The organism is Seleniivibrio sp. (assembly GCF_021209385.1).
GTDB lineage: Bacteria > Chrysiogenota > Deferribacteres > Deferribacterales > Geovibrionaceae > Seleniivibrio.
On sequence record NZ_JAJOIL010000001.1, the window covers coordinates 37741 to 51677 of the forward strand.

Below are 13937 nucleotides of genomic sequence, written 5' to 3' on the forward strand. Positions count from 1 at the left end.
ATGATAACCATAGCAGGAATAGCACTGCCCGAAACGGCGGTGTGGACAAACGAAACGGCATACGGACTGCCGCAGACCGACACGGAAACCGACCTTTCGGGTACCGAGATAGTATACGCAGGCAAACCTTACAACAGTATCGAGATATATATCCCCGCCACCGAAAGCGGCATGAAGCGGGAGGACGTTCTTGCCCTCTGCCGCGCGGCATCGGCGGCGGCGGCAGTTCACGCAGATATAAACGGCAGGCAGATGGAGGTTGTTTTCGTAAGCGACAGCAGTGCAGTTCAGCTTAAGCCGCTGAACGCCAGACAGGTTCAGTCGGATGCCGACGTTTACAGCGGCACCATAAGGCTTTTGGAGGTTTAGAATGAATCAGAGCGACATCAGCATAATAAGAAGCGTAAACATCACCGACACCGACGATAACGGCGGCAGAGCGAACCTTGCTTCCACCGTGGTTTCAGGCGTCAAATTCAACCTTTTCCCCCGTGTCACCTCTGCAGAGAGGGAGACTGGAGTGACCAGGTACCGCAAGGCGTTCATCGCAAACTCAAACGTGAACGGAGAGACGGCGTATTCCGCATGTGTGTGCATCGGCACTCCCGGAAACGGTCAGGACAGATTTTACATTGCACAGGCGGGCATGGCGGACACTCAGGCTGAACTGCCCGACGAATGGACGGGATGCGGAAAACTCACTCAGAGCGCCACGGCGGGAGATGAAAGTATCACTCTGCTGTTCAAATCATCAGATTACAGCATCCCCGAAGGCGCGCTTCTGCTCATCAGGGACGATGAAAAATCATGCAATATGCGCGTGGCATCCGTTTCCGGAAACGTCAACACTGCCACCGTATCGCTCGTAGGTCAGTTACCACATTCGTTTGAGGCAAACGCGGCTTATGCGGGCGTTATGCTTGAACTGGGCGACCTCGAACCTGTCCTTGAAAGCGCATCACTGAACAGTCTCACGGGGGCTTTCGATCATGAGCTTGTGGTGCTTTCCAACGGAGGCACGGAATACGACACCTTTTCGCTGACGTTCACATCGGCAATATCATTTTCTGCAACAGGGCTTTACGCAGGTACTCTGCCTTCCGGTCAGTCCACAGCCCAGTATGCACCTCTGAACCCGAAAACAGGAAAACCCTATTTCACCATTCCGGCGGAAGCATGGTCAGGTTCATTTGAAGCCGGAAACAGCCTTACACTCGTCACCCTGCCCTCTGCAAAAGGTTTCTGGCTGAAAGAGGTCGTACCCGCCGGATGCCCCCACGAACCCGATAACAGAATAACACTTGAATGGCAGATAGACTGATGAACAGATTCGCCAACTTCGCGCGCTCACAGCTTGCGGCGTACCTTCATGCCAACGGCACGGAACTGACAGTTCAGAATGCGGAACTGTTTCCGGAAGGCAGTTTCACCGCCGTCATATGGGGAAACGGTTTCGCATCCCCTGCGGACGACCCTAACCGCGAAATAGTTCTGGCGCAGAAAACCGAAAGCACCATATCTGTCGAGCGCGGCAGGGAAAGCACATCGGCAAAGGACTGGAACACAGGGAGCATGATGGCCAACGTGGTCACGGCGGAAATGCTGAACACCTTTGCATCTGCAAGGTCTTTCAGGGTGGTCACCGATTCAGGAAGTGTTATCGACCCGTTCGATTGCACTGTCGCCATCTCCTTCAGCAAGGCGAACCAAAGCATAAGCTGTGTTCTGCCTGATGCCGCGCTTTACAGCGGCGACGTGCTGACCATCATCAACAGCGGAACAGAGCCTTCGCAGTATGCGGTGATTATAGCTGCCGAAGGGGACACTATAGGTCTGAACGGCATTACGCAAACCACACTGGGTTCTGCATGTACTGTGAAACTGGCTGTCATCGGCGGGATATGGCGCATCATCGGGACAGGGATTTTCTCGCCCCACTCTTTTCAGACTTTTACAACCAGCGGACCTGTCTTTTCCTACGGTTCCGCTGTGTACGCCGATGCGTCGGAATCCCCTTTGTATCTGTACATTCAGCAGAACAGCGCCATGACCAATGTACCCGTCCCGGTCATAAAAACGGACGAAACCGATAACTCCGTTTTCATTTACGACACGGCAAACAAACTGCTCGCAGAACTGAAAGAAGAAGGCGGCTCCTTCTGGTTCATGCAGACTGCTTACGGCGGCATTGTAAACCTCACACCTGAAAGCGGCGGTTCATCGGGAACGGGCGGAACTGCTTCCGTCACGGGATATTACAGTCTGCCAAGCGGCATATCCTATATCTTCGCCGACGCATCGGTTGGCTATGCATATGTCAGCATGGGCAGTGCATCGGAACATGCGGGGCAGTCCGTAACGGTTATCAGGACTGACACTAACTCAAATCCTGTGATGATCGGAGATATCGAAACATCTGAAATCATGCTGGAGGCGGAAGGAAGCTTCCGCACATACGTTTCAAGCGGAACCAAATGGTTCAGGACGGCATAGCATGGACACTTGCGCCGGAGATTACACAGCTTCGGGGTTTTCGCCGTCAGACACAAAAACAGGCGGGTGCGGTATCACCACGCCTTTCATCATATCGGGAGGGACATATTCAATGACAACGGTTTCCACAGGCGGCACAACCGTCTTATCAACATCACTGACATGTTCCGAAGAGCTGATACTCACTGCGGAGATGACAGCAGTAACCTTAGGATCGTGCGAAGCGATGAACTCTCTGTCGGCGATGGAAGACCCGTCGGCGGGAACAGAACTTTTTAACAGCCTGTCTGCGGACGGTCTTCTGACAGTTCCATCCGTGAGCGGTCAATATCTAAGCACCGATATTTCTTTGTCAAATACACTGGGCGACTTCGGCTATACGGGATTTATAAATATGGAAAATCCGCTGTATCCGGCAGGTCTGAGCGGCAGTTTTGCCGTTTCAGTTCCTTCGGCGGCAGGCTTTGTATCAGCAGATACGTTCACCGTTTTCATCGACGGCAAAGACGTCACAAAGTATCTGACGGAACTGAATATTTCGCTCTTCGACGTCCCGTCGGTAAAAGCGTCTTTCGGCATTATGTTTAAAAGCGCGAAAACTCTGTCGGCTGTTATTAATGACGAAACCTTCACATTTGGCATCAGTTCCGTATCTTCATCGGACAAAAGCACAGTGCTGACAGGTCTGATATCTGAGCCGGAAGGCAGTTTTTATGCCGAAATCACGGGCAAAAAAGCATCGGAAGCGGCGGCGGAGCTTTCAGACAGGATAATATGGGCGGCACGGGATTTCGTAACAACTTTCAAAGGTTCCTTCACCCACATGTCTCTGGCGCAATATCTGGCAGACAGTGCGGGGCTGTCGGTACGTCTTCTGCCCGACGGATACATAGCGGTCACAGATGACGGTTCCGACATCGAACTGATACCGACCGGAATATTTTCACGCACATTTGAAAGAACTGAACACAAATATAAAACCATAACAGTAAATTACGGTGCATATTCATCGGATTATGTACATATAATTGCTCCTTCCGAAACGGGTACAGGCGAAGCGGCTGAAATAAGACTTTATCACAGCGGGAACGCCAGCCTGATAAGCGATTCGGAAAATCTAACCCTCGTAAGCCGCAACGTTGCGGAAACCGTCACCGAGGACGTACTTTTTACAGATGGCGAAGGAACGCTTTCAGTTCCCGCAAGGTCGGTAATCACAGCAGGAATCGGATATGACGGCACAAGTGTAACAAGCCGCAGTCTGAACGGTTACAGAACCGTCACCTATACAACGCGCTTCGACCTCTACACCGTGACGGAAACAGCGGAGACAAAAAAATATGTCACTGCTGTCACCGACAGCAGCGTGACAATCATTTTCAGAGACGGCGAAGGTTCACTCACCAAAAGCACCCCTGCCCTGTGCGACAGGGTTTCGGCTCTCCGTCTGGCTATGAATCTGGCATACACCACAAACAGAATAACACTGGAAACAACCCACATGAACGGACTGACGACTGCGGCGGGACTGAAACTCAGAAGCAGATTCGGCTCAGGCAGAGTAACATCCGCCGTCATAAAGATATCCGGCAGTCCGCTCAGGGTGAAAAATATAATCGAGGTACAGCCATGACCGACGCAACAATAAGCTTCGTCACATCATCCAAAGGCTCAAAAATACTGATAACGCAGGATGCAGACAGAAACATCGACGAATACGGCAAGACCAAGACATCATTTGCATACGGGGAAACGGCATATTTCAGGGTTTATGCGGAACACCCTGACAAACTGGCAGTTTTCGCATCCGACGGTACGCTGACCCCAATGGGTATATGCACGGAAGACGTTGAGGATGAGACCGTCGTCTTTCTGGATTCCTCATCTGCAGACACAGACAAACCCGTAACATCAGTCAGCAGTTATGAATGGATGGGCGGCAGTCTGGGCGCAGTCACACGCAAAGGAACATACTCCGTACAATGCGAGGTTGAGCCAAAACCCTCGCAGGGGCTTTTCTCGGCGGCTCTGATAGGTTATCGCACAGCATACGCTCTTTACGGCATAACTCTCACGACAAAGGATAGAGACAGCTATCCCGTAATCGTCTATGCGGAGGTTGTAAATGGCTGATACCAGTCTGACATTCAAAAAAACCTCAGACAGCGACATATTCCGTTTCATCCTCGAACCGGAAGAGAACAACGGCACCACCGTCTTTGCGGCAGGTACAACTGCAAGGCTCAAACTTTACCCGGGAGGGCTTAACCCCACGCTTAAAGCGACATACGGAAGCGCCTCATTTTACGGTACGAACCACAGGCAGACTGTCACCGAGTTCATAATATTCAAAGACAGCAAAAAAGCTTCCGCCTCATTCCCTGTGGACACGGTGATATCCGCCGTATGGCAGGGCGAACAGGCGGGTAATCCGGTATTTTCGGAGAGCGCAGTAATACTTCCTGAAAACGCCACCGCAGTTCTTAGGATAGAATACGAGACAGTTTACGACATAGTTGACGTGACGTGCGGCAGTTCCGTCTTCTGCCTTGTGTCCGCAGAAAAGGACGGGCGAAGCGGAATCTATGCACTGGATTTTACGGATGACCTGACGGGAACCTACAACAGAACGGTCGTACTCACTGTTCGGGATGCATGCACAAAGAAAAAGCTGAAGGACGCCCACGTCTATCTGAACGGAAAGTATGCCGGAAAGAGCGACAGCGAAGGCAGGGTGCGTCTGGGGAGCATGAAAAGCGGCACATACAGCCTTCTTGTGGAAAAGGAAGGATATAAAACCACGGATGCGGACAACATCTGCAACGATACGTTCACGGTGTCATGATGGCGCGCTACGTTACAGAGGAATACTCGTCAGTGGGCGTCTGGCTGTGTCCGTCGGAATACACCCCATCGGGTATGTGTTATCCTGACAAGTGCGTGTCCACCTATGTAACAACGTCGGTCATCACAGACGAACCGCCCGTAAACGGCTGGCCTTCATACGGATTTGAGACCGTTTCAGTCAACGTTTATCTGATTGAAGAGGACGGCGGTGAATACGTCGTGAATCTGTTTCTGCTCCCCTCAGACAAAACGGAAAAAGAATTCACTCCCCCCTGCGCAAACTACACGGATGCAGACACCACATCGCCATGGGAGCGTTCGGGAAACCACATAACCGCCTATTTACCCGTCATAAACACATGCGGAGTTACTGCTCTTTTAACCTATTACAGTTCATCTGGTTTCAGCGAAACAAACATAAATCCGTCAGGCGAGATAACCTCCGCATTTCCCGAATACACTCACAACGTTGACGGGAGCATACCGCTTTCAACATCGCTTTCAAACACACTACTGATTCCGGGACGCACAGTTTCCGTTTTTTTCAGGATGTACGATCTGCCGGAAGAATACTATCTGGGTTCTTACAGTTTTCAGACAGATATTTTTACGGGCGCTGTTCTGCTAGGGTGTGGTGTGACCGTCCGCCGGAAGGTGTACAACGACAAAAACGATCCGGAAAAGGGGTATACCTACGAATATTTCCCTGTAAAAGGGGGAATAGGACACAGCTTAAAAGATGAATGGCTGTACGAAAAGGAACTCCGTTGGTGTGTAGAATATCACGGCGAACGCTGCTGGTTAAAATCAGTTTCGCCATGCAGACTTTCTGTGGGCAGTTTTGTGGCAATTGCAAAAAATCTTGATCTGCCGCTTCTGCCCGACACTGACATATCCAATGCCAATGTTAAAAAAACTCTTTCTGAATCAGGGGATTTCATAGTCCCCGAAATGTTTTATCAGGGGGCGGTATGATCTATTCACAGAACGCCCTTGACCCCACCGAAAACATCTCTTACGCCGAGGGGCGAGTCACAAAAACCAATCACACGGAAAACACGGTGGAAGTGGCGGTGAGCGGCGCAGCATACGGCGACCTGCCCATAGTATACGAATCCGCTGACGGCAAGCCAGAATCCTACGCTTTCTCCGTCAGCGATACGGTGGTCGTCAGACTGTATAAAGGAGTGCCGTCACACATTATCGGATTCAAAGACAGGCTCTGGTCTTTCGTCCCGATGCCTGCGGAAGTATATGAAACAGATAACTTCATCATGTCTTCGGGGCTTCTGCACAGAACGGAATTAGTCCGCTCACAAAAAGCAGCTTTCAACAGGGCTTATGAAGCGATGAAAAAAAGGACATGCGCGGTAAGCACGCCGACGTACATAAACGAACCTGCGCCGGACGACACCAACGGAAAGATATACTCCCTTCAGGTACACCAGACCACAAACGTCTATACCCGCCTGACCCGTTACTATTTCGGCAGTGAATTCATCTATGAAACGTACAACGAAGAGACAACATCCGGCGTTTTCAACGGCACGCGTTCAAACGTTATAACCGCCCACGTTGACCCCATAAGCGGCGCGGCGTTTGTGATATACCAGATAAACACCTTCACCGACTGGAAGCCGCAGACATCCGGCAGGGTGGATTTCGACTTCTACCTGTACTCATCACTTGGCACACACGAAAAGATTGCGAGCGCTTACACCATTGTCACAGGAGCATCGTCTCCTGTTTACGGCGAATGTATCGGATACGAAACGACAGGTTTCTACTGTGAAGACACAGTCGGCACAGGTTTTTTCATAGGCGGGTTCTATACCTGCTCAGTGAATCCTTTCACAGCGGCTTCCGGCACAAATACAGTGTCAACTGGAGCATACATTAAATACAGCAGATTCATCCAATCGTGGGCACCGGACGGATACGGCACGTCTGTCATAAACTATAACTGCGACGAAGACGGGAATATTGAACTCACTGCCGGACTGTATGTGTCGCCTGACGGAAATATTTATAAAAAGAAACGATAAACAGGAGGAGACATGAGCTATAAGAGCGTAAAAGAGATTCTGAACGATGTTTTTGACAGTTCGGACAACGTTCTCAGAGGTATCCACAAAACTGAGGGTGAAGTTCTGAACATGGTTCTGGACGAAACGGGAGACCCGTCACTAAAGGTACGCATCGAAGGTCTGGAGGACGATTTTTACACAAAAACTCAGACCGATACCCAGCTTTCTGCAAAAATGACAAGGTCTGCAATGGCTGGGATGGTGGGAAATCTTTCCGCGCCGCTTACGCATCTGCCTTTGAAAAAGAACCTTCTGACCGCACAGGGACAGAGCATCTGCACGTTCACAAGGGCATCGACAGCGACATACATCGACAGATACGGGGTGCTTAAAACAGCCGCAGCCGACACACCGCGTTTCACAGCTGACGGTTTGTTAGTAGAAGGTGCTTCAACAAATCTGCTCACATATTCAGATCAGTTCGATAATGCGGTGTGGGCGAAATCTGGGTCTTCTATCAGTGCAAACACGGCTGATACAACTGACCCATACGGAACCAATCTGGCTGATAAACTGACTGAGGATACAAGCACTGCATCGCACTTTGTTGAAAGCGGGAATATATCGTTTACCTCCGGTACGGTATACTCATTGTCGGTTTTTGCAAAAAAAGCGGAACGTGATCAATTCAGACTATATTTTCCCTCAAGCATAACAAGCGGCAGATACGGGCATTTTGATTTATCAGCAGGAACAGTTGTTTCAACGGGATCGGGGATAACCGCTAAAATAAAGAAATTAGTAGACGGATGGTACAGATGCTCTGTAAGCGTAACCGCAGGAGCTACAACCACAGGCAAGCCGTCATTAGTTTTGGCTCAGTCGAATTCAGTTGTAACATACACAGGCGACGGCACATCGGGGCTGTATATCTTCGGCGCACAGCTTGAAGCAAATCCGGGCATGACAAGCTATATCCCGACAACTACGGCGCCGGCAACACGGGCGGCGGAGGTCTGTTCTTTCCCTATTACCGATAATATGGTTAAAATCCTGCAATCAACGGGACATACCTATGTGATGGATATAAAGATGTTATGGAGTCCATCAGCGGCGACAGACAGGATAGCGCTTGGTGGGGATACTCTAGTCACCCGATTCGCCTTAGGTTTCTACGGTGGAGGGGTATTCTCTCACAATGCAAAAGGGGGGACTTCGTATAGCGCACTGTCAGGTATTGATACTCTCTTAAGGCACAGATACAGCACCGTGTATACCGGAACCGGAACCGATTTTTACATAGATGGCACATATAAAGATCGCAGATCAGATGTGGTACCGACTTCCGATAATACATCAGTTATGTATATCGGCTCCGCATCCGGAGGGCGCTATCTTAACGGTACTATATCAAACCTGCGCATCTATGACCATGCGCTGACAGAAGAGGAGGTAAATGCGGCATGACAGATATCATTATTATATATAAGACGGAAGAGGAAATCGAAGGGCTCACAGTGACCCCTTACGAAACTGACGGTGACGTAAAGATGTGCCTTTGCAGGTGTGAAACAGAGCCGGAGGGAGTAGCGGTTCTCGGAACATATGAAGAGGTTTTCGCCGATGAAACAAAAAAAATCATATACGACCGCATCTATCCGCCGACATATTCATATACCGACAGCTCAGGCGAAACTGTAGAAGTTAAAAAGCCTCAAAAGTTCGGGGTGTTCGCATGATAATGGACATATCGGACATAATACAGAACCTTGGCGGGCTTTCGGCTATGGTTCTTCTGCCCATATGGCGCACGATAAACGAGCTGAGAAGGGGTCAGGAAAAGACAAACGTCATACTGGCTCGGGACTACGTTGCAAAGAACGAATGCAAACATCGCCACGAGCTTCTGCACGCAGACATAGCGAGAGTTCACGACAGAGTGGACGAGATATTCTAATCAATCAATCTGTCCATGAATATACTGAACCGGCAGCCTTTGTCCGTATTCTCAACGGCGAGGCTGCCGTTCATATTTGATTCTATTATCCCTTTGGACATATAAAGACCGATACCCGTTCCTCCCGTACTGCCCTTTGTGGTGAAATACGGATCGAATATCCTGTCGAGTATTTCGGCGGAAATTCCGCCGCCTGTGTCTTCAACATCAAGTCTGATCTTATCACCGTTGCGCTTGATGCTGATATCTATCCTGCGTTCCGACCTTCCGGTAAGAGCATCCCTTGAATTTGAAATAAGATTCAGAAGCACCTGCTTGAACTCGTTGGGATATCCTTTAACTTTCATATCATGACCGGCACAGTATGTAAGTTTTTCCGAATCCATTATGGGCTGACCTGAATTTTCGCAACTGCAGGTGACAGTGCAGGTTATGCTGTTGTTTATAAGCTGGGCGCGAACGATTGAAAGCACCTGTTCCACAGAACGCTTAACGTCAAATACCTCTTTGGTCTTAGACGGTTTGAAGAAATCGCGGAAATCGTCTACCGTTTTTGACATGTAATCTATCTGCTGCATGGAGTTTGCCACCACGTCGCGGATATAATCTCCTGTGAGCTCTCCAAACTCCCTTGCGTCCTGGATATCCTGAATGAGAATGGCGAGCGTATTCAGAGGCTGCCGCCACTGGTGGGCTATACTGCCTATCATCTCGCCTATCTCCGCCAGACGCATCTTCTCCATGAGAAGCTCTTCGTTTCTGCGCCTCTTGGCTATTTCATCCTCAACTATATATTTAAGGTTTTTATTGATATCTTCCAGTTCACGCTGATATTTTAACCGCTGTGAAACGTCCTCAACAATGATGAACATATAGACAGTGCTGTCTATTTCCACCGGAGTTATAAGAAGTTCCACATCGCGCACAGCTCCGCCCGCAGTATACTGCTGCACAGGTATCTTAGCTCCGCGTCTGTTTTCCAGAATACTGCCCACAAGTGTCAGGCAGTCGCCATGACTTGTATGCACTGTCAGGTCGCACATCTTTTTAAGTCTGAGCTGTTCGATAGGACATCCGTAATATTCAGCCGCAGCCCTGTTCGCATCAACAAGAGCCATAGTGTCAGGCTCAAAAACCAGCATCACCGCCGTGTTGTCTGCAAAGAAACTGCGGAACTTCGCCTCGTTCTTTTTCAGACTGCTCTGGAGCTGAACTTTATCGGTTATATCTATAACGCTGATTATCTCCGCTGTTTTTCCCGCTATCTTCATTGTATCGGAAATAACATGAACGCTTATCCTGCGCCCTTTCGGAGAATAGTATGCTATTATGTGCTCGCCGGGATCGCCTGTGTCATATACTCTGTCGCCCAGATAATAGGATATTCCATGTTTAAGCACGTCGTCCCTGCCGACCCCCAGAATATGCAGAAGACCTTCATTGGCAAAGCGAAACCCTTCATAGTCAAGATAAAGCCCCACCATAACACTCGATTCAAGCGCAGTTATCATGGCTTCCAGTTCGTTTTTGAAAGCTTCCATCTGCTTTTTTACAGAAATGTCACGGAACCGCCAAAGATGTCCTTTGGGTTTGCCGTCCATATACAGAGGCACATGGATACGGGCAAAGGTGCGCCCGTCCTTTGATGTAAACTCGTCAGAATAGCTTCTGTCCTGTTTTTCTTTAAGGATAAAGTCGGTCTTTTCGCGATACATACCGGAAAGATCCATCTCCGCAAGCAGTCTGTGATAGAAAGCGGCATTTTCAGGATCAGAATAAGGTTCGGAAAAGTACGGTGATACCATTTTAAGAAAGCTGTTGTTGAGATGAACAAGACTTCCTGATTCGCCCTCCACCATAACCCCCGATTCCATCGCCTCAAGAACATCAGTGAGCCTTTTATTCTTCTCAATGACCTTTCTCAGGTTATCATCGGTGATCTTTGATTCGTCAATGGCGGCAGTTTCAACCATTATTTTGCGGTTGACCAGAGATGTTACGTCAGAAAATGACCAGATATGATTCTCACCGTCGCGGGAAACGGACGCAAGATAACACTTTATTTCGCCCTTGTCCGTGCAGAAGAATAACGATCTTGTATCGTCTTCACGACCAAAACTACTAAAATTACCAGCGGCATAAAGCCTTTTAAACTCTTTGTTGGAATATGCTATTTCCGAATCGGAACCGATTACGGCTATAGGATGTGCCAACAAATCGAACAATTTGAAATCCGAGCTCAATTCAACCCTCAAAATAATATCAATATTAGACTATACCACTTTATATGAAAAATTGCTGAAAAATTAACCACCGATGCATGTTTTTTAAACAGCATGTCTGGTATTTTTCACAATATAACGCTTTTATCACTCTATACAATGAAAATGTGCATTTTCAGAAATTGGCACGAGTTTTGATAAAAAGAAGCAAATGCTTTTCTAACGGAGGAAAACATGAAATTAATCAAAGCCATAGTCAAGCCACATATGCTTGACGAGGTAAAAGAAGCTCTCAATGGTCTTGGCATAACCGGGATGACAGTTTTCGAGGTTAAAGGTTTTGGCCGCCAGAAAGGACACCACGAACTTTACAGAGGAGCAGAATATCAGATAGATTTCGTTCCTAAGGTAATGCTTGAAACGGTTGTCAGTGACGAACTCGCACCAAAATGCGTTGCAGCTATTTCAGATGCTGCAAAAACAGGCAAGATCGGCGACGGTAAAATATTCGTTATCGACGTAGCAGAAGCTCTCAGAATCCGTACCGGTGAAACCGGCAACGATTCCATCTGATTTCAGGGAGGTTGAAATGTTAAAAAAAATTCTTCTCACTCTTTCAATAATGGGTCTTGCCGTATTCGCTTTTGCGGATGAAGCGGCAGAGCCTGTTACACTCGAATCTCTTGACGCGGCTGTCAAGGCAACTCAGGCAAATACCGACTGGCTCTGGACACTCATTGCAGCTTTCATGGTCTTCTTTATGCAGCTTGGTTTCGCAATGGTTGAAACAGGTTTCACCAGAGCTAAAAACGCAGTTAACATCATCATGAAAAACCTGATGGACTTCGCTTTCGGTTCAATAGCTTTCTGGGCAGTGGGCTTCGCTCTTATGTTCGGAACATCAAACGGTTTCTTCGGAACCGAAGGTTTCTTCATCAGCAACTGGGACATGGTTGACAACTGGACACTTGTTTTCTGGATGTTCCAGACAGTTTTCTGTGCAACAGCAGCAACAATCGTTTCCGGTGCTATTGCTGAAAGAGCTAACTTTACTGCTTATCTTGTATTCACATTCATTATGTCAGCAATAATCTATCCTGTTTTCGGAAGCTGGGCATGGGGTTCACTTTTCCACGGACAGGGCTGGCTTGAAGGACTTGGATTCATCGACTTCGCAGGTTCAACTGTTGTTCACTCCATAGGCGGCTGGGCTGCTCTTGCGGGTGTTATAGTTATCGGACCCCGTATCGGTAAATTTACAAAAGACGGCAAAGTAAGAGCTATTCCCGGACACAACATTCCCCTCGCAACTATCGGTGTGTTTGTTCTGTGGTTCGGCTGGTACGGTTTCAACGTTGGTTCTGAAACTGCTGCCGATACTTCACTGGCTCTTATCGCAGTTAATACAACACTTGCTCCCGCAGCAGGCGTTATTACTGCTCTTTTCTACACTCGTTTCATCTACAAAAAATATGACGCAGGCATGGCACTCAACGGTGCGCTTGCAGGTCTCGTCGGTATCACAGCCGGCTGTGCGAACGTAACCCCCGGATTCTCTCTCATCATCGGCGGTATCGCCGGTATTCTGGTTGTTCTGTCCGTGCAGTTCTTTGACAAGATCAAAATTGACGACCCGGTGGGCGCTATCTCTGTTCACGGTATGAACGGTGCATGGGGTACACTTGCTGCCGGTCTCTTCAACTATAACTTTGAAACACACGCTCTTGAGCCTGTTATCGTTCCTCAGCTTATCGGTATCGCCGCCGCATTTGTTTGGGGCTTCGGAACATCCTTCGTTCTGTTCAAACTCATAAACATCTTTATTAAGGTCAGAGTTTCCGAACAGGAAGAACTTGAAGGTCTCGACTTCCACGAACACGGAATCGATGCTTATCCTGAATACTCTAAATCTTACATTAAGTAAGAGATTTTATATCACTCCTAAAAGGGCGCTCTCACGGGCGCCCTTTTTTTGTGCAAAAACGAGATGATGCCGAAACAAGTTCGGCATTCAGACTGATGACAAAGAGGAGAAAAGACCGGATTGCTTCGCTTTATTCGACAAATAGTTTAAAGTGGACTCATTCAGCCTTCGGCTAGTGCTCGCAAAGACAGAATTTTCAGATGTTTGAACACAGTCGGCGGTGAGCTATAATCAGACTGTGGGTAGATGCGAGCCAGACTTGAGCGGTTATCAGAACCAAGCAGCTCAAGGCGGACGAGGAAAAATCAACGAGCATACATCTAAGTATGTGAGGCAGATTTTTGCAAGGACAACGAAGCGGGGCTGTGGCTAGATGCGAGTGATTCAAGGCGAAGGACAAAAAATATGCGCAGTGTACACAGAAGTACATGAGCAATATTTTTTGTTCCAACAACGCTGAATCACGA

14 protein-coding genes are annotated in these 13937 nt (G+C 48.5%); 13 read left to right on the forward strand and 1 reads right to left on the reverse strand.

The window, feature by feature from the left end; translation table 11 throughout:
* From LRY47_RS00210 to LRY47_RS00260, 11 genes are read left to right on the forward strand one after another with little or no spacing between them, the layout of a single operon-like run.
* Positions 1–369 carry a hypothetical protein gene (locus LRY47_RS00210; protein WP_295221243.1) on the forward strand — a complete coding sequence of 123 codons (369 nt, stop codon included), beginning with the start codon at positions 1–3 and terminating at the stop codon, positions 367–369.
* A 1-nt stretch (position 370) separates the two neighbouring features.
* Positions 371–1321 carry a hypothetical protein gene (locus LRY47_RS00215; RefSeq protein ID WP_295221246.1) on the forward strand — a complete coding sequence of 317 codons (951 nt, stop codon included), beginning with the start codon at positions 371–373 and terminating at the stop codon, positions 1319–1321.
* The gene (locus LRY47_RS00220; RefSeq protein ID WP_295221249.1) at positions 1306–2493 is read left to right on the forward strand and encodes a hypothetical protein; all 1188 of its coding nucleotides are present in this window, start codon (positions 1306–1308) and stop codon (positions 2491–2493) included. Before LRY47_RS00215 ends, LRY47_RS00220 begins: the two co-directional genes overlap by 16 nt.
* 1 nt (position 2494) lies before the next feature.
* Entirely contained in the window at positions 2495–4126 is a 1632-nt protein-coding gene (locus tag LRY47_RS00225) for a hypothetical protein (protein ID WP_295221252.1), read from the forward strand.
* Complete coding sequence (locus LRY47_RS00230; protein WP_295221255.1) at positions 4123–4626, forward strand: hypothetical protein; 504 nt, start codon at positions 4123–4125, stop codon at positions 4624–4626. The genes LRY47_RS00225 and LRY47_RS00230 overlap by 4 nt, the downstream gene beginning before the upstream one ends.
* Positions 4619–5338: a PEGA domain-containing protein gene (locus LRY47_RS00235; protein WP_295221257.1), complete on the forward strand. Its 720-nt coding sequence runs from the start codon at positions 4619–4621 to the stop codon at positions 5336–5338. The genes LRY47_RS00230 and LRY47_RS00235 overlap by 8 nt, the downstream gene beginning before the upstream one ends.
* Positions 5338–6315, forward strand: coding sequence for a hypothetical protein (locus LRY47_RS00240; RefSeq protein WP_295221260.1), 978 nt, complete (start codon positions 5338–5340; stop codon positions 6313–6315). The genes LRY47_RS00235 and LRY47_RS00240 overlap by 1 nt, the downstream gene beginning before the upstream one ends.
* Positions 6312–7385, forward strand: a complete 1074-nt coding sequence (locus LRY47_RS00245; protein WP_295221262.1) for a hypothetical protein — start codon at positions 6312–6314, stop codon at positions 7383–7385. The genes LRY47_RS00240 and LRY47_RS00245 overlap by 4 nt, the downstream gene beginning before the upstream one ends.
* Positions 7386–7397: 12 nt before the next feature.
* A complete protein-coding gene (locus tag LRY47_RS00250; RefSeq protein WP_295221264.1) occupies positions 7398–8834 on the forward strand; it encodes a LamG domain-containing protein in 1437 nt (478 codons plus the stop codon).
* Positions 8831–9106 carry a hypothetical protein gene (locus LRY47_RS00255; RefSeq protein WP_295221267.1) on the forward strand — a complete coding sequence of 92 codons (276 nt, stop codon included), beginning with the start codon at positions 8831–8833 and terminating at the stop codon, positions 9104–9106. Before LRY47_RS00250 ends, LRY47_RS00255 begins: the two co-directional genes overlap by 4 nt.
* Positions 9103–9324, forward strand: coding sequence for a hypothetical protein (locus LRY47_RS00260; protein WP_295221270.1), 222 nt, complete (start codon positions 9103–9105; stop codon positions 9322–9324). The genes LRY47_RS00255 and LRY47_RS00260 overlap by 4 nt, the downstream gene beginning before the upstream one ends.
* Here the strand turns inward: LRY47_RS00260 and LRY47_RS00265 are convergent.
* Entirely contained in the window at positions 9321–11537 is a 2217-nt protein-coding gene (locus tag LRY47_RS00265; RefSeq protein WP_295221272.1) for an ATP-binding protein, read from the reverse strand. The two genes, LRY47_RS00260 and LRY47_RS00265, sit on opposite strands and share 4 nt — an antisense overlap.
* A gap of 243 nt (positions 11538–11780) precedes the next feature.
* Here LRY47_RS00265 and LRY47_RS00270 point away from each other — a divergent pair, with 243 nt between their 5' ends.
* Together LRY47_RS00270 and LRY47_RS00275 are read left to right on the forward strand one after the other, a co-directional pair.
* Positions 11781–12119, forward strand: coding sequence for a P-II family nitrogen regulator (locus tag LRY47_RS00270; RefSeq protein ID WP_295221275.1), 339 nt, complete (start codon positions 11781–11783; stop codon positions 12117–12119).
* Between the two features lie 16 nt (positions 12120–12135).
* Positions 12136–13470 (forward strand): ammonium transporter, encoded by a 1335-nt coding sequence (locus LRY47_RS00275; protein WP_295221276.1) that lies wholly within the window; start codon positions 12136–12138, stop codon positions 13468–13470.
* Positions 13471–13937 lie beyond the last annotated feature (467 nt).

Coding starts and splice junctions, on each gene's coding strand:
- LRY47_RS00210 (WP_295221243.1), top strand. CDS start 1: ATGATAACCATAGCAGGAATAGCACTGCCCGAAACGGCGGTGTGGACA.
- LRY47_RS00240 (WP_295221260.1), top strand. CDS start 5,338: ATGGCGCGCTACGTTACAGAGGAATACTCGTCAGTGGGCGTCTGGCTG.
- LRY47_RS00270 (WP_295221275.1), top strand. CDS start 11,781: ATGAAATTAATCAAAGCCATAGTCAAGCCACATATGCTTGACGAGGTA.
- LRY47_RS00215 (WP_295221246.1), top strand. CDS start 371: ATGAATCAGAGCGACATCAGCATAATAAGAAGCGTAAACATCACCGAC.
- LRY47_RS00230 (WP_295221255.1), top strand. CDS start 4,123: ATGACCGACGCAACAATAAGCTTCGTCACATCATCCAAAGGCTCAAAA.
- LRY47_RS00275 (WP_295221276.1), top strand. CDS start 12,136: ATGTTAAAAAAAATTCTTCTCACTCTTTCAATAATGGGTCTTGCCGTA.
- LRY47_RS00225 (WP_295221252.1), top strand. CDS start 2,495: ATGGACACTTGCGCCGGAGATTACACAGCTTCGGGGTTTTCGCCGTCA.
- LRY47_RS00260 (WP_295221270.1), top strand. CDS start 9,103: ATGATAATGGACATATCGGACATAATACAGAACCTTGGCGGGCTTTCG.
- LRY47_RS00250 (WP_295221264.1), top strand. CDS start 7,398: ATGAGCTATAAGAGCGTAAAAGAGATTCTGAACGATGTTTTTGACAGT.
- LRY47_RS00255 (WP_295221267.1), top strand. CDS start 8,831: ATGACAGATATCATTATTATATATAAGACGGAAGAGGAAATCGAAGGG.
- LRY47_RS00245 (WP_295221262.1), top strand. CDS start 6,312: ATGATCTATTCACAGAACGCCCTTGACCCCACCGAAAACATCTCTTAC.
- LRY47_RS00220 (WP_295221249.1), top strand. CDS start 1,306: ATGGCAGATAGACTGATGAACAGATTCGCCAACTTCGCGCGCTCACAG.
- LRY47_RS00235 (WP_295221257.1), top strand. CDS start 4,619: ATGGCTGATACCAGTCTGACATTCAAAAAAACCTCAGACAGCGACATA.